General features: G+C 63.7%; 15 protein-coding genes. 5 read left to right on the top strand and 10 right to left on the bottom strand.

Going from position 1 to position 21,303, the window contains the following annotated elements:
• The 10 genes from K3F44_RS10930 to K3F44_RS10885 form a co-directional block, all read right to left on the bottom strand.
• Positions 1–2,769, bottom strand: a complete 2,769-nt coding sequence (locus K3F44_RS10930; RefSeq protein ID WP_220634019.1) for a malto-oligosyltrehalose synthase — start codon at positions 2,767–2,769, stop codon at positions 1–3.
• The gene (malQ, locus tag K3F44_RS10925; RefSeq protein ID WP_220634018.1) at positions 2,766–4,835 is read right to left on the bottom strand and encodes a 4-alpha-glucanotransferase; all 2,070 of its coding nucleotides are present in this window, start codon (positions 4,833–4,835) and stop codon (positions 2,766–2,768) included. Before malQ ends, K3F44_RS10930 begins: the two co-directional genes overlap by 4 nt.
• A complete protein-coding gene (gene treZ, locus K3F44_RS10920) occupies positions 4,832–6,574 on the bottom strand; it encodes a malto-oligosyltrehalose trehalohydrolase (RefSeq protein WP_181087550.1) in 1,743 nt (580 codons plus the stop codon). Before treZ ends, malQ begins: the two co-directional genes overlap by 4 nt.
• Positions 6,575–6,588: 14 nt before the next feature.
• Positions 6,589–8,148 carry a glycogen synthase GlgA gene (gene glgA, locus K3F44_RS10915; protein WP_101320916.1) on the bottom strand — a complete coding sequence of 520 codons (1,560 nt, stop codon included), beginning with the start codon at positions 8,146–8,148 and terminating at the stop codon, positions 6,589–6,591.
• Positions 8,149–8,647: 499 nt separating this feature from the next.
• The gene (locus K3F44_RS10910; protein WP_220634017.1) at positions 8,648–9,481 is read right to left on the bottom strand and encodes an alpha/beta hydrolase; all 834 of its coding nucleotides are present in this window, start codon (positions 9,479–9,481) and stop codon (positions 8,648–8,650) included.
• Between the two features lie 11 nt (positions 9,482–9,492).
• Positions 9,493–11,814 carry a TonB-dependent siderophore receptor gene (locus K3F44_RS10905; protein WP_220634016.1) on the bottom strand — a complete coding sequence of 774 codons (2,322 nt, stop codon included), beginning with the start codon at positions 11,812–11,814 and terminating at the stop codon, positions 9,493–9,495.
• 804 nt (positions 11,815–12,618) lie between these two features.
• Positions 12,619–13,545 (bottom strand): DUF4880 domain-containing protein, encoded by a 927-nt coding sequence (locus K3F44_RS10900; RefSeq protein ID WP_220634015.1) that lies wholly within the window; start codon positions 13,543–13,545, stop codon positions 12,619–12,621.
• Positions 13,542–14,060 carry a sigma-70 family RNA polymerase sigma factor gene (locus K3F44_RS10895; protein ID WP_220634014.1) on the bottom strand — a complete coding sequence of 173 codons (519 nt, stop codon included), beginning with the start codon at positions 14,058–14,060 and terminating at the stop codon, positions 13,542–13,544. The genes K3F44_RS10900 and K3F44_RS10895 overlap by 4 nt, the downstream gene beginning before the upstream one ends.
• A 145-nt stretch (positions 14,061–14,205) precedes the next feature.
• Positions 14,206–14,661, bottom strand: coding sequence for a DUF4440 domain-containing protein (locus K3F44_RS10890; protein WP_220634013.1), 456 nt, complete (start codon positions 14,659–14,661; stop codon positions 14,206–14,208).
• A gap of 90 nt (positions 14,662–14,751) precedes the next feature.
• On the bottom strand, positions 14,752–14,919 hold the full coding sequence (locus K3F44_RS10885; protein ID WP_178080778.1) for a DUF6026 family protein: 168 nt from the start codon (positions 14,917–14,919) through the stop codon (positions 14,752–14,754).
• A 198-nt stretch (positions 14,920–15,117) separates the two neighbouring features.
• On the opposite strand from K3F44_RS10885, the gene gnd reads away from it, so the two are divergent.
• From gnd to K3F44_RS10860, 5 genes are all read left to right on the top strand, one after another.
• The gene (gene gnd, locus K3F44_RS10880; RefSeq protein ID WP_101320903.1) at positions 15,118–16,101 is read left to right on the top strand and encodes a phosphogluconate dehydrogenase (NAD(+)-dependent, decarboxylating); all 984 of its coding nucleotides are present in this window, start codon (positions 15,118–15,120) and stop codon (positions 16,099–16,101) included.
• Complete coding sequence (gene zwf / locus K3F44_RS10875) at positions 16,098–17,600, top strand: glucose-6-phosphate dehydrogenase (RefSeq protein WP_101320901.1); 1,503 nt, start codon at positions 16,098–16,100, stop codon at positions 17,598–17,600. Before gnd ends, zwf begins: the two co-directional genes overlap by 4 nt.
• Positions 17,601–17,672: 72 nt before the next feature.
• The gene (locus K3F44_RS10870; RefSeq protein ID WP_220634012.1) at positions 17,673–19,463 is read left to right on the top strand and encodes a glycoside hydrolase family 15 protein; all 1,791 of its coding nucleotides are present in this window, start codon (positions 17,673–17,675) and stop codon (positions 19,461–19,463) included.
• 38 nt (positions 19,464–19,501) lie between these two features.
• Positions 19,502–19,960 (top strand): GNAT family N-acetyltransferase, encoded by a 459-nt coding sequence (locus K3F44_RS10865; RefSeq protein WP_150569881.1) that lies wholly within the window; start codon positions 19,502–19,504, stop codon positions 19,958–19,960.
• A 121-nt stretch (positions 19,961–20,081) separates the two neighbouring features.
• Positions 20,082–21,272: an MFS transporter gene (locus K3F44_RS10860; RefSeq protein WP_220634011.1), complete on the top strand. Its 1,191-nt coding sequence runs from the start codon at positions 20,082–20,084 to the stop codon at positions 21,270–21,272.
• The last annotated feature ends 31 nt before the right edge of the window (positions 21,273–21,303 follow it).

Below are 21,303 nucleotides of genomic sequence, written 5' to 3'. Positions count from 1 at the left end.
TCAAGATTGTTGTATCAACAGATTGACCGGGCATTGCGCCAATACCTCGCGCAAATTCAGCGCTCTAGTAGGGCTGACCGCGCGGCTGGCAAAAAGTCCAGTCCAATGTGCAGTGGACTCGGCAAACGGCAGAATCAGCTGTGTGTTGCCCCAGTTCTGCGCTGGGATCAACGGTGTGCTGGCAGTGCCCAGCAAGCTGCTGGCCAGGCGCGGCACCACCACGATGGCGCGCTCGCCCGCGGCAACACGGGCAAATGCGAGGACCTTGTCGGCATGTTCGCCCTGTACCTCCAGCGGCAGGTAGTCACCACGGCGGAACAGCTGCGGGTGTGCCATGCGCAGGTCCAGCACCTCGGCGATCAGCGCCTGTTTGATGCGCCCATCGCGCCATTGCCCAAGCAGCTCGGCCAGTGGCGTGCTGGCATCCAGCGTGGCCCGTCTCAGAGCGTAGTCGACCGGGCGCCGGTTGTCCGGGTCAACCAGGCTGAAGTCCCAGTACTCGTTGCCTTGGTACAAGTCTGGCACGCCCGGAGAGGTCATCCGCAGCAGGGTCTGGACCAGGCCGTTGAGTGCGCCTGGGCAGGCCAGCGCCTGTGCAGCTTCGGCCAGCGAGTTGCGCAGTTGCTGGTGATCACGCTCCAGCAATAGGCCATCGACAAACGCCGCCGAGGCGGCCTCGTAAGCCTCGTTTGGAGCACTCCAGGCGCTGCGCAGTTTGGCTTCGCGCAGGGCTTTTTGCTGCCACTGGCGGATGCGCTCGGCGTATTGCTCCAACGCGCTCTGATCGTTCAGGTCAAGGTGCAGCGGCCAGCTGCCGAGCAGTGTCTGATACAGCATCAGCTCGTCGCCAGGGCTCGGTGCCGGGCCATCGTCCAGCGCCTCGCGCAGCGGCTCGGCCAATTCGCGCCAATGCTCGACACGGCCCGCCAGCCATGGCCCGCGTTCGCTGAGTACGGCCAGCCGAGCACGGCAATCTTCTCCGCGTTTGTGGTCGTGGGTGGCGGTGGCCAGCAGGTTGTCCGGGAAGTCATGCAAGCGCCGCTGCGCTTCTTCATGGAACGCCTCGGGCGGTGCGCTGAAACGCTCGGCTTCAAAGCCAACGTCATTGCGCGACAACAACCGCGCCGAGCGATAGAAGGCCGTGTCCTCGACCGCTTTGGCGGCGCTGGGCGCGGTCAGTTGCTGGAAGCGCACGCAGGCATGACGCAGCTGCTTGCGCGCGCGGCCCGGTGGCAGGCTGCGCCAGCGCTGGCCGCCGAGCCACTGCTCGAGCTGGGTCAGCAGCGGCCAGTCGGCTTCACTGAGGGTCTGCCGGGCAGCGAGCAAGGCCTGCTGGAAGAACACTTCGTCTTCGGCAGGACGGCCGAGGGCGTTGATGTAGGTGCGGTACACCGAGTAATGCTCGACCAGTGCCTGCAAGGCGCGGCGAATCGCGCCGAGGGTCAGGTCGCGGGTCATCAGGTCGTCGCGGGCCACTTGCAACAAGGCCTGCGCCACCGATTCGCAGTCGCCGGCCAGGCTCGCGTTGAGCACCAGTCTGCGCGCCTGGCGGACTTCTTCCTCGAACTCGGGGCGTTCGCTGACTTCGCGCCAAAGCTCGGTCAACGGCGCCTCACCGGCCGGGTCGTGCTGCACCAACGACACCTGGTTCATGAACTCGTAACCGGTGGTGCCGTCGGTCAACCAGTCCTGATGCAGGTGCTCGTCGACGCCGAGGATTTTCTCGACGTAGATCGGGAAGTGCTCCACGGCGGCTTCCACTGGCCGAGCGGCGAGCAGGCTGTCGACCCGTCGGCGCAGTTTGCGGCAGTAACCACGAGGGTCGGCCAGGCCATCGATATGGTCGATGCGCAGGCCATCGACCAGGCCGCGTTCGATCAGCTCGAACAGCTTCGCATGAGTCGCCTCGAACACCACCGAACGCTCAACGCGCAGGCCGCCCAGTTCATTGATGTCGAAGAAGCGCCGCCAGTTGATGTCGTCGGCAGCGGTGCGCCAGCTGGCCAGGCGATAGCTCTGCCGTTCAAGCAGCTCGTGCAGGCGATGGAAGCCTTGCTCACTGCTGCTGTCGAAGGCGGCCAAGGCTGGCTCCAGCGAGGTGCCGGCGTTGACCCGACGGGCCAGTTCGGCGTGCAGCGCCTGGGCGTCGATCAGCGGCTGCGCCGAACCGCGCAGGGCAGTGAAGTGCTGGGCCAGGTCTTGCAGCTGTGGACTGTGGCTGAGGATCTGGCCGTAATCGGCCGGGCAGATCGGGAAGCGGTGATCGTAATGAGCAACCTCGAGCACGCCGGTCGTGGCATCGAAGGTCAGCGGCAGTTCGCCGTTCTGCAGGGCCTGGCCATAATCGCTGCCGAGAAACGGCAGCAGCAGTTGACCGGCCAGCAGTGGGTCGGCGGAGTGCCACTGGATGTCGAAGAATTCGGCGTAGGGGCTGCGTCGGCCCCAGGCCAGCAGGCTCTGCCACCAGGGGTTGTCGGCGCCACCGACGGCCATGTGGTTGGACACGGTGTCGAGAATGAAGCCCATGCCGTGCTGGCGCAGTGCGGCAATCAGGCGCAGCAAAGCTGCCTCGCCACCCAGCTCCGGGTTGATCTGGGTCGGGTCGACCACGTCATAGCCATGACGTGACCCGGCGCGGGCCTTGAGGATCGGCGAGGCGTACACATGGCTGATGCCCAGGCGGGCAAAATACGGCACCAGCGGCACTGCATCGTCAAGGGTGAAGTCGCTGTGCAATTGCAGGCGCACAGTGGCGGTCAAGGCTTTCATCGGTCACGCTCCCAAGCTTGCTCGCGGGCTTGCGCCAGCAGTTCCAAACGCCGTGCAGCGTCTTCGTCATCGAGTAATTCAGTTACAGGCTTGGCAAAACGCCGCCGCCAGTTGGGGTGGCCTTCGGTAGTGCCGGGCAGGTTGGGCTGCTCATCGCTGCCAAGCAGGTCTTCCAGCGGGATCAGTACCAGCGGCGCGCGGGTATGGCCGACAAAGCGGATAGCCGCGTCAATCAACTCGTCGTTACCGGGCAGCGGGCCGTAGTTGCTTTCCAGCAGGCTGCGCAGGCCGTCGCACTCTTTTTGCCGGTCGTGACGCCAGTGCAGCTCGGCGGTGGCATCGAGCAGCTGCAGGCGATGGCTCCAGTCGATATCGCGGCTTTGCAGCCAGCCGGCGAGGGGCGCCAGGTCATGGGTGCCGGTGGTGGCCATGGCGTCGTCCGGCCAGTCCAGGACCGTCTTGAAGTGGCCGGTGGAGTGCTGCTCGAAAGGCAGTACGCGCATGCCCAGCAGGGCCTTGCTCGCCAGGGTTTCGCGCAGGCCGTCGGGCACGGTGCCAAGGTCTTCGCCAAGGATCACCGCCTCGTGCTTGACCGACTCCAGCGCCAGCAGGCGCAGCAGGTCGTCGAGCGGGAAATTCAGGTACGCGCCTTCGCTGGGTTTGGCGCCGTTGGGGATCAGCCACAGCCGGCGCAGGCCCATGACGTGATCGATGCGCAGGCCGCCGGCATGTGCCAGGTTGGCCCGCAGCATTTCGATGAAGGCGCGGTAGCCGTTGCGCTTGAGGCCTTCCGGGGAGAACGCACTGATGCCCCAGTCTTGCCCGGAGCGATTGAGGATATCCGGCGGTGCGCCGACGGTCAGGCTGGCCAGCAGTTCATCCTGCCGGCTCCAGGCCTGGCTGCCGGCGCCGTCGGCACCCACGGCGAGATCGGCGATCAGGCCGATGGCCATGCCGCCGGCAACTGCCGCTTGTTGCGCGCGTTGCAGGCTGCGCTCGGTCAGCCACTGGCAGAAGGCATGGTATTCGACCCGCGACGGATGTGCGGCGGCCAACGCTTCGACTTCAGGGTGGTGAGGGTCTTGCCAGGCCGGCGGCCAGTTACGCCAGTCGCCGCTCATGCCCTGAGCGACGGCTTCGGCCTGCAGCAGCTCAAAGCGGCAGTGCAGCGTGAGCGGCTCGCCGGCGGCGGCGCAGAAACTGTCAAAGTCCTCACGTAGCGGATGATTGCCCTGATTGAAGTCTTTGTAGAGGGCTTCCAGTACGCGCTGTTGCGCGTCGGCGGCCACCGGCCAGTTGACCAGCGGCTCCTGCTCCAGTGCATCGAGGGTTGGCTGCAACAGGCAGGTTTCCACAGCTAGGCGCACCGCACGCTCACCGAGCACCGTGGCGGGGCTGGCGTAGAGGCTGTTGAGCTGCAGTCGGCTGGATGGCGAGTAGGGGCTGAAATGCTGCTGATCGGCCAGGCTCAAGGCATGGATGGGGCTGATCGCGATGGCGTCGGCACCGCGCTCGGCAGCGCTGCGGGCGAGTTGCTCCAAGGCCATGCAATCGCCGTAACCGCCGCCACCTTCCCGGCGCAGGCTGTACAACTGAGCGGCCAGGCCCCACAGCCGCGCAGGCGGCTCGTCAACGGCTTGTTCAAGGCTGTAACAGCGCGGCGGGCAAACCGCCACGGTGAACTCGCGCTGCTCGATCTGCAGTTGATGGTAACCAAGTGGCAGGGTGCCCGGCAGCCGCGCCTGCTCGTCCAGTTGCAGCTCGAGCGGGTCGCCGTTTTCCAGCACGCACTGCACAGCGCTGCCCGCCGGGAAGTAATGCACCAGCGACAGAGTCTGGTCGACCTCGCAGGTCAACAGCGGCGGCAGGTGCTCGCCGTCTTCGGCGTGTTCCAGATCACGCAGGCTGGCAGTGCTCGCGGCATCATCGTCAGCAGGGTGGCCGAGGCCGGCCAGGACCTGGCGCAGGACCTCGTCACTGACCTGTTGCGGGCGGTTGTTGGCGTCTATCCAGTCTCGGGCCAGGCCGGCCCGAGCGGCCAATTGGTGCAGGGGCGAGTCGCTCATGAAGGTTCCAGGCCAGAAGGGATCAGGCTGACCACGCAACTGTGCGCGGTCAGGGAAGTGTCAGGGTGGGCATCGGCGCCGGTGTCGAACAGGCGCCAGCGGGCGGTGGGCAGGTTGGCGTTGACGGCAGTGCCGCCCAGATTGAGGTCGATGCGCAGCTCGCTGCCGTTGCCCAACTGCCAGCGCGCACTGACGGCCTTGTCGCCGAGCACTTCGCAGCCCAGTGCGCGGGTGCCGGGCAAATGCGGGACGATATGCCGAGCGCGCAGTTGCAGCAGTTGCTGGTATAAGCCGTGCCAGCCGGCCAGTACCTGCTGGCCATCGAGCCGTGAGGCGTTGAAGGTCGCGGCGGCGTTCGGGTCGGGGATCTTGGCGCGGGTATCGGGGTTGGCAAATGCGGCGAAATGGGCAAACTCGCCGCGGCGCCCCTCACGTACTGCATCGGCCAGTTCGTCATGGAAGTCGGTGAAGAACACGAACGGCTGGCAGCTGCCTTCTTCATCGCCCATGAACAGCAACGGGATCATCGGCGACAGCAGCAACAGCCCGGTTGCGGCACGCAGCGCCTGCGGCGGACAGAGGCGTGTCAGGCGCTCGCCCATGGCGCGGTTGCCGATCTGGTCGTGGTTCTGCAAAAACAGCACGAACGAGGTCGGTGGCAGATGCCCGCTGGGTTCACCACGCGGGGTGCCGTGGCGAGTGTTCTGCCCCTGGAATACGAACCCCTCGCTCAGGCAGCGAGCGAGCTTTTCAACTGGACGGTCCTTGTAGTCTTCGTAATACCCTTCCACTTCGTCGGTCAGCAGCACGTGCAAGGCGTTGTGGCCATCATCGTTCCACTGCGCGTCGAAGCCCTGTTCGAGCAGGTCGGCCTGATTGTGCTCGTTTTCCAGTACCAGCCAGACCTGTCGGCCCGGTTCTACTGCAGCACGCACCCGGGCGGCCAGCTCGACCAGGAAATCCGGTTGGTCGATAGCATGCACCGCATCCAGGCGCAGGCCGTCAATGCGGTAGTCACACAGCCACATCAGAGCGTTCTGGATAAAGTACTCGCGCACCTCGGGCTTGCGAAAATCAATCGCGGCGCCCCATGGCGTCTGCCGGTCTTCACGGAAGAACGGGTCAGCGTAGGCGTGCAGGTAGTTGCCGTCCGGGCCGAAGTGGTTGTAGACCACATCGACCATCACCATCAGGCCGTGGCCATGGGCTTTATCAACCAGGGCACACAACTGCTGCGGGCTGCCGTAAGTGTGCTGCGCGGCGAACGGCAGCACGCCGTCGTAACCCCAATTACGCTCGCCTGGGAACTGCCCCAAGGGCATCAATTCGATGGCGGTTACGCCCAGCTCAGCCAGCCGCGGCAGTTGCCCGGCGACCCCGGCATAGCCATCCAGCAGGCCGACGTGCACTTCCTGGATAACTGCTTCATGCCAGGGCCGGCCCTGCCACGGGTGCAGCCAGGGGTAGGCAGCAAGGTCGACCAGTTGGCTGGGGCCATGTACGCCCTCGGGCTGATAGCGCGAGGCCGGGTCGGCCACTTCCAGTTCAGCGTTGACCCGATAGCGATAACGGCTGCCGGGCGGGCAGGCGACATCGATGCTGAACCAGCCATCGCTGTCACGCTGCATATCGATTTCAGGTTGGTCTTGCAGTTGCAGGCTCACGCTGCGCGCATCCGGCGCCCAGAGGGCGAAGCGCGCGGACGTGGCGTCCAACATATGTGCGCCATGTCTGTGCATCTTCGAAGCTCCGATCAGTAATTGCTCAGCTGGACCTGTTTGACCAGATCTTCATAAAGGTGCGCATAGGGTTCGACCGCCTGACACCAGTTGAATGGCTGGGTCATCGACAGGCAGCGCATGGCATGCAGCAGGTCTTTCTTGCCATAGATATAGAAGGCGCGGCTCAGCGCCTCGCGATAGCTGTCTACGGTGGATTCGTTGAACAGGAAACCGGTGACGCCATTGTCGATGGTGTCGGCCAGGCCGCCGGTATTGCGCGCCACCGGCAGCGAACCGAAGCGCTGGGCGTACATCTGGCTCAAGCCGCAGGGTTCGTAACGCGATGGCATCAGCAGGAAATCGCTGCCGGCGAACATGCGCCGGGCGTCGGTTTCGTTGAAACCAATGCGCACGCCGATCCGGCCTGGGTGACGCAGGGCAAGCTCGCGCATGGCCTGTTCTTCTTCCGGCTCGCCGCGGCCGATGATCGCGATCTGGCCGCCTTGCTCGACGATGAAGTCGGCAACGGCCAAGGTCAGGTCCAGACCTTTCTGGAACACCAGCCGCGAGACCACCGCGAACAGCGGGCCGTCGGATGGCTCGAGTTCGAACAGCTCGCGGACCTGCGCGGCATTGCGCGCCTTGCCGTCCCAGTCGTTGATGCTGAAGTTGTGCACCAGGTGCTTGTCGGTCGCCGAATCCCAGCTTTCGTCGATGCCGTTGGGAATGCCGCCAAGCAAGCCCTGTTGCGCCTTGCTGGCAAGGAAGCCGTCCAGGCCACAACCGAACTCGGGGGTGGTGATTTCCTTGGCGTAAGTGGCGCTGACCGTGGTGATGTGGCTGGAATAAGCCAGGCCGGCCTTGAGGAACGACAGCTTGCCGTAGAACTCCATGCCTTCCTGCTGCATGGCATGATCAGGGATCGCCAGCTCCGGGCTGCAGCCACGGTTGTACACGCCCTGATAGGCCAGATTGTGGATGGTGAACAGAGTCGGTGTCTTCAGACCGCGCCAGTGCATGTAAGCCGGTGCCAGGCCAGCCGGCCAGTCGTGGGCGTGGACCAGCTCCGGGGTCCAGTGTGCCAGGCCCTCGCCAGCAGCGATTTCTGCTGCGGCCAAGCCGAGGCGGGCGAAGCGAATATGGTTGTCCGGCCAATCGCGCCCGTTGTTGGCGCCGTAGGGCGAGCCTTCTCGCTCATACAGTTCCGGGCAGATCAGCACATAGATGACCAGGCCATCGGGCAGGTCCATACGGCCGATCTTGCACGGCGGCAGAGCAGCGTGGCCGCCGAGTTCGCCAACGATATGGATCGGGTAGTCGCTGTCGACCACCTGCGGGTAGCCGGGGATCAGCACCCGTACATCGTGCAGGTGAGCCATGGCACGCGGCAGTGCGGCCGAAACGTCGCCCAGGCCGCCGGTCTTGACCAGGTCGGCGAATTCCGAAGTAACAAAGAGAACCTTGCGCTTGTTCGGGTTGTTCTGGCGCTCGGCACCAGGTGCCTTGCCTGCCGTCCCGCGCTCCATCTGCAGCGGCTCGCGGTTGTTCGGGTTGAAAGTACTTGCGTGTGGCTCGACAGCGGCACTGATCATTCTTCTCTCCATCCCTAATCTGGTCGGGTGGCTGGCACCCGTCGCATTGCTTCGTGTTGGGTTCTCTCTGGTCAAAACGGTGTAGTGCTATCCATGCTCGTGATCGTGCGCGCGGGCACTGCGCAATCGGCATACTTGCCAAAGGCGGTCGATCGGTCTGGGATGGCTTGACCAGGGCTGGTTTTTTCCCTCGCCTGGCCTACTTACTTGCTGACCCACCGCCGTTTTGAAAAGTTCGACTTATTTGCGTCACTTCAAGACAGAGCAAATGGCGGGCCGGAATTTGAGTGTAGGAGAGTAGGTGATAAAAAGGTGACCCGCCGGTCACTTTCGTTATGAGGCGGGCCAGACGCAAACGTTGGCGTCTGTAGCGAGGTGTAAATGGCGAAGATCTCGACCATTTACGACAGTTTCATGTCATGGATGCAATGCGCCAGCGGGGTGCGCCTTGGATCTGGCGCACCGTGTTGGTGCGCCGCTTTGGGGTGATGTCTGTCGGTCAGTAGCGACGTGTGCTCATCAGTTCGTCGAGCACGCGCGGGGCAACACGAAATGGCGCCGACATATGGTCTTCGCCTGGCTCGATCTGGAAATCACTGCGCAGGCCGTACTGCGACAGCTGCTCCAGACGCAACTGCAGCGAGCGCGCGTCCTGGATCTCCTGGGGCATCTCGCGATCACCAATCAGCAGGCTCAGGCTGCTGTGGGTGAGGTCGATCTGACCGGCATGGGCACGCTGGGTGAACGTGCGCTCGTGTTCCAGCAAGTAGCGGTCACGCCACCACAGGCTGGGGCTGATCGCCACGGCATGCTGAAACAGCGCCGGGCGGGTGAACAGGGTATACACCGCGAACATGCCACCAAACGAGTGCCCGACCAGGCTGCGTTGGTCTTGATCGACCTTGAAGCGGCTGTTGACCTCAGGCATCAGCCGCTTTTCGATGAAACCCAGAAACACGTCCTGGCCGCCCTGCGGCGGCACGTTGCGTTCGGCCGGTTGCGGCGGAGACAGGTCGAAGGCGCGGCGCTCGAAGTCCAGCGGGGTGTCACTGGGATAACCGATCGCCACCAGAATCGAGCCGCGCAAGCGCTCCTGCGCGCGCTTGGCGGCGTGGAAGGCCGGGAAGTACGCGTTGCCGTCGAGCAGGTAGATCACCGGGTAGCCACCGGTCCACGGCACATCGCCTTCCGGCAGGCTGACCATGATCCGGTACTCGCGGCCTTCGGCGCTTTTCATCGTCCATTGTTCGGTGCCGTCCAGTGTCACCGGCGCGGCGTGTGCCAGCCCGGCAAACAACAGGGCGCTCAGGTAAATCCACAGTGTGCGCATCATCAGTGTTCTCCTTACCAGCGATAGCTGAGGCTGGTGACCAGGCTGCGTGCCTCGCCGCGATAGCAGTAACCCTGCTGGCAATTGATGTAGCGCTTGTCGAGCAGGTTGCGCGCATTGAAGCCCAGGCGCACGCCGTCCAGGTCGCCGGCAAAGTCGTAGTGCACGCCAGCGTCGACCAGGGTGTAGCCCTCGTTCTTCTGGGTGTTGGCGGCATCGCCGAAGTTGCTGCCGGTGTAGCGCGCACCCGCGCCCAGGCCGAGGCCGAACGGCAAGCGGTAGTCGAGCCACATCGAGGCCAGATGGCGTGGCACGTTGAGCGGTTGCTTGCCCTGGTTGCCGTCGTTGCTCTTGGTCACCTCGGCATCGTTGTAGCTGTAGCTGGCAGTCAGCTTGAGGCGCTCGCTCAGGTCGGATACCGCTTCCAGCTCCAGGCCCTTTGAGGTCTGCTCACCGGTGGCGATGCTGCGGGTCGGGTCGGCCAGGTCGCGGGTCAGTACGTTTTGCTGGGTCAGGTGGTACAGCGAGGCGGTGAGCAGGGTCGAGCTGCCCGGTGGTTGGTACTTCACGCCCAACTCATATTGCTCACCTTCGGTGGCCTTGTAGGGGCTGCCATCGGGCTGGCTGCTGCTCTGTGGCAAAAACGAGGTGGCATAGCTGACGTAGGGCGCGACACCGTTGTCGAACAGGTACAGCGCGCCGATCGAGCCGGTGGTGGCCGCGTCGTCGTCCTTGCGCTTGCTGCCGGCGAGGTGATTGCTGCGGCGTACATCTACCTTGTCACGACGCAGCCCCGCCGACAGGCGCCAGCGGTCGATCTCGATCTGGTCTTGCAGGTACAGGCCGCTGCGGTGCTCCAGGCCGTCCTCGTCGGCCCAGGCCGTGTTCGGGCGCGCAACCGGCTGATGGTAGTCGGGCGCGTAGCGATCGATCGAAGGCCCGGGGCCCATGGCGTACAGCAGGTCGGTTTCAAGCAGCGCATAGTCCCAGCCGCTGACCAGGGTGTGCCGCAGGTTGCCGGTGTCGAAGCGGCTGACCAGGCGGGTGTCGGTCGACAGCGAGGTCATGTTTTCGTAGACGCCGACGGCTTGTCGATCGAGCACCGAGCCACGCTCCTGGAAGGGCTGCATGTACTGGTTGGTGGTGTCGACCTGGCCGTAGCGCAGGTTCTGCTGGAAGGTGAAGGTGTCGTTGAGGGTGTGCTCGAACTCGTAACCCAGGGTCCACTGGCGCTGTTCGAGTTTGTCGAAGTATTCATCGCCCTGCCAGAAGTTGCTCAGGTGCTCGCCTTGCTGGTAGAGCATCGGTGAACCGGCGGTTTCACGCTCCTGGTATTGGGCGAGCAGGGTGAGACGGGTGTCGGGGTCGATCTGCCAGCTCAGCGAGGGCGCGATCAGGCGCACGTCGTTGTTCAGTTGCTCGATGTAGTTTTCTGCATCGCGGTAGACGCCGACCACGCGGTAGAGCAGGTCGCCTTGTTCGTCCAGGCGCCCGCCGAGGTCGAACTGGCCTTGTTGGTGGTTATAGTTGCCGGCCTGGATCTGCACTTCGTTGCGTGCGTCCAGGCTCGGGCGTTTGCTGACCCTGTTGACCATGCCGCCGGGGCTGATCTGGCCGTACAGCACCGAAGCAGGGCCTTTGACCACTTCGATGCGTTCCAGGTTGTAGGCTTCGGTCTGGTACAGCGACAGCCAGCCGCTGCCGGGTTGGCGCAGGCCGTCGAGGAAGTCGGCGGACATGGTGGTTTCGAAACCGCGCACGCTGATCATGTCAAAGCGCGGGTCCAGGCCCGAGCTGCCCACACGCACGCCGGCGGTGTAGGCGACGGCGTCTTCGACGCGGTCGACCTTGCGGTCTGCGATCTGCGCGGCGGTGACGACACTGACGCTTTGCGCGGTTTCGAGGATCGGGCGGTCGGTCTTGGTTGCGCTGCTGGCGTTGCTGGCGTAGTAGCCGCTGACCGGGGCGAAGGCGCTTTGGCTTGCGTTGGCGTCGATGTTGGTGGGATCGAGTTGCAGGCTGGTGTCGGTCGCGGTGGGCAGGATGACGTAGCCGGACTGGGTTTTGTGCGGGCTAAGGTTGGTGCCCTGGAGCAGGCGGGCGAGGGCTTCGTCGAGCGTGCCGCCTGGCTGGGTGCCTTGGGTTGTGAGGTTTTGAACGTTTTCTGGGGAGAAGGAGAGGGTAATGCCCGAGCGTTCGGCGAAGGTGCTCAGGGCTTGGGCCAGCGGGCCTGGGGGGATGGCTGGCGCGGTTTTTTCGGCGGCGCTGGCGCTGCTGGTCAAGAGGGTCAGGGCCAGGGCCAGGGCGGTGGGGAGGTTGCTGCTGTGGGGTGGCATTGGGGTGATCCGTTGAAGGGGATATCTTTGCTAACCGGATGAGCTGGAGAAGTCCGACAGTTTTTTCTGGCGGCTTCGGTTATTTGTGGTTTGTCCTCTGCCTCGTGGGCTTATCCGTTTTCTGTGGTGGCTGTTAGGGCCCCTTTCGCCCTTACGGCGAGTCACTTTTTTGGCAAGCGCCCCAAAAAAGTAACCAAAAAAATGCTTGGCTCCACATCCGGCCCCTCCGCTGCGCTGCGGGGTTCCCTCGCTCCGGTCTTGCTCCCGGGAGGACCGCGCTGTACGGGCCATCCTGGCCCGCAGCGCTTGCCGGCCATCCATGGCCGTCACCTCCCTTCGCAAGACCTGCGCTCGGCCTCCTGAGTCGCCGGTGGATCAAGAGCAAGATCAAGATCAAGAGCACGCTTCGCTGCGCTGGCGCAGATCAAGGGCGGGGCCGCAAAACGGCCCCAGCTTTTGACCTTCGCTTTTGATCTGCGCCAGCGCAGCGAGGCGTGCTCTTGATCTTGATCTACCAGCGACCTCAGGAGGCCGAACGCAGGCATTGCGAAGGGAGGTGCCGGCCATGGATGGCCGGCAAGCGCTGCGGCCCAGGATGGGCCGTACAGCGCGGTCCTCCCGGGAGCTATGCCGGAGTGAGGGGACCCCGGAGCGCAGCGCAGGGGCCGTATGTGGGAGCGAGCCCTTTTTTGGTTACTTTTTTGGGGCGTTTGCCAAAAAAGTGACTCGCCGTAAGGGCGAAAGGGGCCCGCACTGCCACAACAGAAAATGGATAAGCTCACAAAACAAGCAGCAAACCACAGATCAAACCGCCACAACCCGAACCCACCACCGCGTCCGCTCCACCACCCTGACCGGCAACAACCGCTCGATATTGCCCAACAACCCCTCAGGGTCATCCAAACGAAACACCCCACTCAATCGCAGCCCGGCAATCCCCGCATCACACCCAAGCCACCCATCCCGATACCGCCCAGCCTCGGCCAAAAACTCCCCAAGCCCCACATCACTGGCAACCAACACCCCCCGACTCCAACCAAACGGATCGATCCCCACGCCTACCAACGGCCTGACCCCTCCGCCATCTACCGCCACCCCATCCCCCGCAGCCAACTGCTGCACCCCGCCAGCCCCGCGCACCAGCACTTGTCCGCGCGCCACATGCACCTCAGTGAACCCAGCCCGCTCCCGCACCACCGCCCGCGCTCCGCGCCCTTCACAACTGGCGAAGCGGCAACCGACAACCCAGCTAGGCCCATCCAGCAACACTTCACCCGAACGCAGCAGCACCCGCCCAGCTTCGATATCCACTGCACTGTCAGTGTTCAACAGCACCTCACCACCAGCGGCCATCGGCACCCGTCGACGCTCCCCGGTAGCCGTGGCAAAGTCACTCCGCCAGCCAGGTGCGGTATGGCTCAACAGCAACGCGCCACTGCCAACCGCCAAACCCACCCCAAGCAACGACAGCATCCGCCGTCGACCCACATCTACCTCGGCCCGCCGTAACACGGCCGAGGTCTGCGCTGCATCCGGTAACCGCCCAGGGTCAAACTGACCAGCCAACTGGCCCAAGCGCAGCCAGGCCAACTCATGCCGGCCATCGCGCTGCCGCCACGCCATTAGCTGCGCCTGCAACTCGGGGTGGTGCGGCTGATCGCGCAGGCGCATCTGCCACTCGATGGCCTTGCACACGATCGCCTCCGGCAACCGCTCCGCGCAGGCGCTCACAGGGCGTCCTCGAAGCACACCCGATAGCAGTGGAGCAGGGCGCTGGCTACGTGTCGCTCGGCCGTGCGGCTGGAAATACCCAACTGCTCGGCTACTTGCACGTGGGTCAGGCCGCTCAGTTGGTAAAGCAGGAATGCCTCACGCACGGCCGGCTTGAGGCCGTCGAGCATTTGCGCGATGCGCTCCAGACATTGCAGCGCCTCATGGCGGACTGCAGGGGATGGGAAACTGGCCTCTGGCTGCAGGGCCAGGGTCTCAAGGTAGGCGCGTTCCAGTGCATCGCGGCGCCAGTGATCGATCACCAGGCCGCGGGCGATGCGCACCAGCAACGCCCGTGGGGCGCGGTCGCTGATCGGCTGGTTACGCACCAGCAAGCGCACGAACGTGTCCTGCGCCAGGTCGGCAGCCTGCTGCGAGCAGCCCAGCGAACGCCGCAGCCATGCCTGCAGCCAGCTGCGCTGGGTGCCGTAGAGAACATCAAGAGGGATGATCGAATCTGTTTCATGCAGCGACATGCGACGCCCCTGGCAGACAGGCACAGTTGAATTGAGGACCGGGCGCAAGATAAAAGCGAATGGTTCCCAATTCAACTTATTTATTGTCTGCTGCGCAGCTCTTTTGGCGCCCGCCTGCCGTGCCCTGCCAAGCCTGGTACAAGCTTCAGTCAGCAGGCAGCAGCGAGGAATGATGATGGCTGATCAGCCACTCGCTGCCGGTCCAGTCGTAGGTAAAGGTATAGCGAGCGGCCACTTGCTTGCCGGTCGCCGCAAAATCGAATGTGTACAGCCCGGCCAGTGACGCCTGGTTGCAACCGATGCTGACATGGTGACTATCGAGCCTGCCGGATGGGCGGTCAGCAAGGAAATGCTTGAAGTAGTCAACACGCTCGGCAGTGCTCAGCCGCGGCAGACTGGACACCGTGGGTAGCAACAGCGCGTCTACTGCATACAGCCTGGCCACGGCCGCGGGATCACCGCTCTGCAAGCTGGCATTCCATTGGCTGAACAGCGACAGCACGTCATCGTCGGCAACGGACTGGCACTCTTTGGTTGCCGCGGTCGCGTATGCAGGCAGGCACAGGAAAGCTACAGATAGGTAAAGGCAGGGGCGGTTCATGCTGAAACTCCTTGGAAGCAGGCCGCCGGGTGGGCCTGCGAGGCTTCCAAGGTAGAAACAACTACGTGCGATAAATGTAGGTAAAGGGTCTCAGCTAATGAGGGACTTTTCGCTGTTTTTGCCCTGCTCAAGCTGCAGGCTCAACTGTGCGACCTGTTGCAACAGCAGGTCACGCTCTTCCTTCAGACGACGCAGTTCATCACGGCGAACGGAAACAAAAAGGGTCTGGACAGGAGTGTTTTGCATCAAGGTACCCATTGCACACCTCGCAATTGGCTAGTGACATTCTAAGCGTAGCCGCTCATACGGCGCGCATTCTGAATTCTTTCTGCGAGCTTGGGAACTTTTTTGTTTATGGTTGTCAGGCCGTTCGTCGCTGAACCCTTTGCCGATGAGCTGGACTAATCTGAAAACCTGAAACGCCTTGTTATCTATTTCTGAGGGGAGCGACGCCACATGCAATTGGGAATCGTCGGGCTGGGCCGCATGGGCGGCAATATTGCAAGACGGCTGATGCGTGCCGGGCATCGTACCGTGGTCCATGACCGCAATCGCGACGCGGTCACCGCCCTGGAAAATGAAGGCGCCCAGGGTGCCCACGACCTGGGCGCAATGATTCAAAAACTCAAAGCTCCGCGCGCCGTGTGGGTGATGCTGCCAGCTGGCGAGCCGACCGAGCAGACCATCCGCCAGCTGGCCGACCTGCTCGAGCCAGGCGATGCGATCATCGACGGCGGCAATACCTTCTACAAAGACGACATGCGCCGCGCGGCCGAGCTGTCCCAGCGTGGCCTGCATTATCTGGATGTCGGCACCTCCGGCGGCGTCTGGGGCCTGGAGCGCGGCTATTGCATGATGATTGGCGGCGAGAAAGACGTGTTTGAGCGCCTGGAGCCGCTGTTCAGCGCACTGGCCCCGGGTGTTGGCGAGATCCCGCGCACCCAAGGCCGCGAAGGTGAGCACGCACGTGCCGAGCACGGTTACATCCATGCCGGCCCGGCAGGCTCCGGCCACTACGTGAAGATGATCCACAACGGCATCGAATACGGCTTGATGCAGGCCTATGCCGAAGGCTTCGACCTGCTGCGCAGCAAGGGCGGTGATGAATTGCCCGAGGCCGAGCGCTTTGACTTGAACGTGGCAGAAATCGCCGAAGTCTGGCGCCGTGGCAGCGTGGTCACCTCGTGGCTGCTCGACCTGACCGCCGACGCGCTGGTCGCCGACCCGGCCTTGGCTCAGTTCAGTGGTTCGGTGTCGGACAGTGGTGAAGGCCGCTGGACCATCGACGCTGCCGTCGAGCAGGCCGTGCCGGTACCGGTATTGTCCAGCGCGCTGTTTGCCCGCTTCCGTTCACGCCAGCAGCAGGGCACCTTCGGCGACAAGGTCCTGTCGGCCATGCGCCTGGGCTTTGGTGGGCATGTCGAGAACAAGCGCCCATGAGCCAAACGAAGATACCCGCAGCACCGCCGTGCACGTTGTTCCTGTTCGGCGCCAATGGTGATCTGGTCAAGCGCCTGCTGATGCCGGCGCTGTACAACCTCAGCCGCGACGGCCTGCTCGATCGCAATTTGCGTATCGTCGGCGTTGACCACAACGCCGCCAGCGCAGACGAGTTTGCCGAGCGCCTGCACAGTTTCATGGCCAACCGCGAGCAGGGCGAGGGCGCGCCCAAAAATCTCGATGAAAAGGTCTGGGCGCGCCTGGCCAAGCGGCTGGATTACCAGACCGGTGATTTCCTCGATCCGGCCACTTATCAGGCCCTGGCCAAGCGCGTCGAGGGCACCCGCCATGGCAACGCCATCTTTTATCTGGCCACCTCGCCGCGATTCTTCCCTGAGGTCGCGCAGCGGCTGGGCGAGGCGGGCTTGCTCGATGAGTCGGCAGGGGGCTTCCGCCGGGTGGTGATCGAAAAACCGTTTGGCACCGACCTGGCCAGCGCCGAAGCGCTCAACGCCTGCCTGCTCAAGGTCATGCATGAACGACAGATCTACCGCATCGACCATTATCTGGGCAAAGAGACCGTACAGAACATCCTGGTCAGCCGCTTCTCCAATGGCCTGTTTGAATCGTTCTGGAACAATCACTACATCGACCACGTGCAGATCACCGCTGCCGAGACCGTCGGCGTCGAGACCCGTGGTGCGTTCTACGACAACACCGGGGCGCTGCGCGACATGGTCCCCAATCATCTGTTCCAGCTGTTGGCCATGGTCGCCATGGAGCCACCAGCTGCATTCGGCGCCGATGCGGTGCGCGGCGAAAAGGCCAAGGTGATCGGCGCCATCCGTCCCTGGTCGACCAAGATGGCCCTGAAGAACTCGGTGCGCGGCCAGTACAGCGTCGGCAAGCAGGGCCGCAAGCGCGTGCCGGGATACCGCGAAGAAGCCAACGTAGCCCCTGACAGCCAGACCGAAACCTATGTCGCCTTGAAGGTGATGATCGACAACTGGCGTTGGGCTGGGGTGCCGTTTTACCTGCGTACCGGCAAGCGCATGAGTGTGCGTGACACCGAGATCGCCATCTGCTTCAAGCCAGCGCCGTACGCACAGTTTCGTGAATCGGAGCTGGAGCGGCCCAAGGCCAACTACCTGAAAATCCAGATCCAGCCCAATGAAGGTATGTGGTTCGACCTGCAGGCCAAGCGCCCGGGGCCGGAGATGATCATGGAGAATGTCGAGCTCGGCTTTGCCTACAAGGACTTTTTCAAGATGCCGCCGGCCACCGGCTACGAGACGCTGATCTACGACTGCCTGACCGGTGACCAGACGCTGTTCCAGCGCGCTGACAACATCGAAAACGGCTGGCGTGCCGTACAGCCGTTTCTGGATGCCTGGGCCAGCGAGAGCAAGGTGCATGAATATCCTGCCGGCGAGGATGGCCCGGAAGCGGGCAACGAGCTGCTCAGCCGTGACAAGCGCGAGTGGCATAGCCTTGGCTGATGTTGCCGGGTCGGTAGAACTTTTCGGTGATTTAACCCGCCAAACCTGTTCAACCCATGCCAAGGAGTTTCAATGCCAGCCCCGATCGAAGACTACGCTCTGCTCGGCAACTGCCGTAGCGCCGCCTTGGTCAGCCGCGACGGCTCGATCGACTGGCTATGCCTGCCGCGCTTCGACGCCCCGGCGGTGTTTGCCGCCTTGCTCGGCAACGAAGAGAACGGCCGCTGGCGCCTGGCGCCCTCCGATCCGGTTGAGAGCAGCACGCGCCAGTACCTTGAAGACAGCCTGATTCTGGAGACGGTGTACAGCACCGCCAGCGGTCGGGCGCGGGTGCTTGATTTGATGCCGCTGGGTGACACCAACTCGGTGATTCGCATCGTCGAGGGACTTGCTGGCGAGACCAGCTTCGAGATGGATCTGGTGCTGCGTTTTGATTATGGCCGCAGCGTGCCCTGGGTTGAAAAGATCGATCCGCTGACCCTCAGTGCGGTTGCTGGCCCGGACCGCCTGATTCTCTGCAGCAGCGTAGCCACCCACGCCTGGGATCACCATACCGGCGTGCGCTTTCGCGTCGCTGCCGGCGAGCGCCAGGTGTTCAGCCTGCGCCATCAGCTTTCGCATCTGCCGGTGCAGCCCGATTGCGACCTGGACGATGCATTTGCCCATACCCTCAGCGAGTGGCAGACCTTTGCCGGCCGCTGCCCCGACGTTGGCCGCTATAGCGCTCAGGTGCGGCGTTCACTGATCACGCTCAAAGCGATGACCTATGCGCCAACTGGCGGCATCGTCGCGGCGGTGACCACCTCGCTGCCGGAACGGGTCGGTGGTGAGCGCAACTGGGACTACCGCTATTGCTGGCTGCGCGATGCGACCATGACCTTGCTGGCATTCATGAACCTGGGCTACTTCGACGAGGCGCAAGCCTGGCGCGAATGGCTGCTGCGCTCGGTGGCGGGCAACCCGGAGCAGATGCAGATAATGTACGGCCTGGCCGGTGAGCGCGATCTGCAGGAGTACGACCTGCCGTGGCTGGCGGGCTATGAGCACTCTCAGCCGGTACGGGTCGGCAACGCTGCGGCCGGGCAGCATCAGCTGGATATTTATGGCGAGGTTGCCGATGCCATGACCCAGGCGATCAAGGGCGGCCTGCCGCGCCATCCCCGCAGCGCGGCCATTGCGCGGTTGATTCTGCCGTATGTGGAGAGCATTTGGCGCGAGCCCGATGAGGGTATCTGGGAAGTGCGCGGCGGCACTCAGCACTTTGTGCACTCCAAGGTCATGGCCTGGGTCGCCTTTGATCGTGCCGCCAGCCTGGCAGAAACCACCGAGGAAGAGGTTGAGCGCGGTCAGCATTACCGCAGGGTAGCGGACGAGATCCACCGTGAAGTCTGTGCCAACGGGCTGGACCCGAGTGGCGAGTATTTCGTTCAGGCCTATGGTTCCAGTGAAATGGACGCCAGCCTGCTGCAGATTGCCCTGACCGGATTTTTGCCCGCCGACGATCCACGTTTTGTGCGCACGCTTGAGCAGATCGAAAGCCGGCTGTTGAAGGATGGCTTGCTGCTGCGTTACGACAGTGAGAGCGGCGGCGATGGGCTGTCGGCGGGCGAGGGGACGTTCCTGGTGTGTTCGTTCTGGTTGGCTGATGTGTACGTGTTGCAGGGCCGTCACGAACAGGCCGAAGCGTTGTATCAGCGCCTGCTCGGGCTGTGCAACGACCTCGGCCTGCTGGCCGAACAATATGAGCCGACAGCACAGCGCATGCTTGGCAACTTCCCACAGGCGTTCAGCCATATCGGCATCATCAACACCGCGTTGAACCTGCACAAGGCACAGTGCCCGGCGCGGGCGCGTTGTGGTTGAATGTGGTCTTCAGGGATCTGCCTGTAAAGGATTTGCTCATGCATTCGCTGCACTGGCTCGAACAGCACATGCACCTCTGCGCCGATATGGCGCAACGGCTTCACCAGCAATTCAGCTACGAGTATGCAACGCAGCCGCTGGCCGACTGGCAAGCGGAGTTTGCCGAGGGCCAGCGCAATGGTGACTGGAAATGCCTGGTCGCGCTCGAGCAAGGGCGCTTGCTGGGCGGCGCCTGCCTGGCAGCCGCTGACCTGCCTGAGCGACCAGACCTCGGCCCTTGGCTGGCATGTGTACTGGTCGAACCCGAGGCTCGCGGCAGGGGCCTGGCGGCGCAGTTGATCGAAGCGATCTGCGCTCACGCCAGCTCACTGGGCATCCCTCGCCTGTACCTGCACACCCACGACCAGAGCGCTTACTACGCCAAGCGCGGCTGGCATGTATTGGAGCGCTTTGAGGCCTGGGACAAGCAGCAGTGGCTGATGGCTCGCGATCTCTAGCGAGCGGGGTCATCCAGACTGAAAGATGCAATCCTGGTTAACTCAACTCCGGCATTGGCATGCCTAAGGCAGCCTCCGGCCGTGTTAGAAAGCAACTCCCATTCGCCCACGGATCGCGCCGATGAACTCACCCGCCACCCCTCGATTCGGCGCCTTTTGCTTTGCCAGCTTCCTTCTCTCGATTGCCTATGGCGCGACCTTTCTGCTGTCGCTGCTGGTGCGCTCGTTCGGCGGTAACGAGCACGATGCTGGTCAGGTATTCGCGGTGGCCATGGTCAGTACTCTGATCGCGGTGCTGGTATCCGGCCACGTGCTGCAGCGCTTGGGCGCGGCCCGCTGTATTGCGCTGGGCGCACTGTGCCTTGTGCTCGCGTCACTGGGCTTCGCCACGGCGCCGGGACTGGGCCTGATGCTGATGGCCTGCGGTGCACTGCTTGGCATCGGCTGGGGCGTGTTCTACACCGTGGGGCCGATCATGGTCGCGGCGATGGTCGCGCCGGCGCGGCGCACGCACTGCTTTGCGCTGTTGTCCGGGAGCATGCTGGCCGGCATCGGCAGCGGCCCGTTGGCGGGCAAGTTGGCGGCGCTGGCGGGGCTGCCGGTGCAGGCCGCGTTCATCACTGCCGCGTTGACCGCAGCGCTGGGCGGTGGCTACTTCTGGCACTTGGGCGCGGCCACTGCCATCGCCCAGCAGCGCCCCAGCGAGCCGGTACAGATCAGCCTGCGCTCGGCGGCCGAGGTGCTGCGCTCGCGCTCGGCGTTGTCGATCGTGATGGTCGGCCTGGGTGGGGCGATCTTTGGCGGCATGGGCAGTTTCCAGACCAGTTACGCGGCCAGTCTTGGACTGGACTATTCGCTGTTTTTCATCGGTTTCATGGGCGCCGCCATCACCTGCCGGTTGTTGATCGCCGGTTGGGTGGTCAAACGCAGTCCGCTGCCGGCCTCGCTGGCCTTGACCACACTCATGCTGATCGCCGTGCTGGGCTTTGCCAGCTGGGTGCATGACAGCTTCAGCTATGTGCTGGCTGCCGGCGTGCTGGGCATCGGCTACGGCCTGAATTACTCGGTGATCAATGGCCTGGCAGCCAATGAAGCGCCGCCGCACCTGACCGCGCAGGCGTTGCTGCTGTTCAGCCTGGCGTATTTCATCGGCGTATTCGGCTTCCCGTTCTTCGCCGGCAAGCTGATCAGCCAGAGCGGCGTCTCGGGCATGCTGTTCAGCGTCAGCGTGATCGCGCTGTTGGTCTGGGCGCTTGCAGCTGGCCGTTGCCTGCTGCAACGCCTGCAGCGCAGCGCGCCGCTTGCCGAGTGAGTAACGCCGGCAAAACTGTTAGCCTTGACGG

It is taken from the genome of Pseudomonas sp. S07E 245, assembly GCF_019599025.1.
GTDB classification, from domain to species: domain Bacteria; phylum Pseudomonadota; class Gammaproteobacteria; order Pseudomonadales; family Pseudomonadaceae; genus Aquipseudomonas; species Aquipseudomonas shirazensis.
This window is presented reverse-complemented; position numbering and strand designations above follow the sequence as displayed.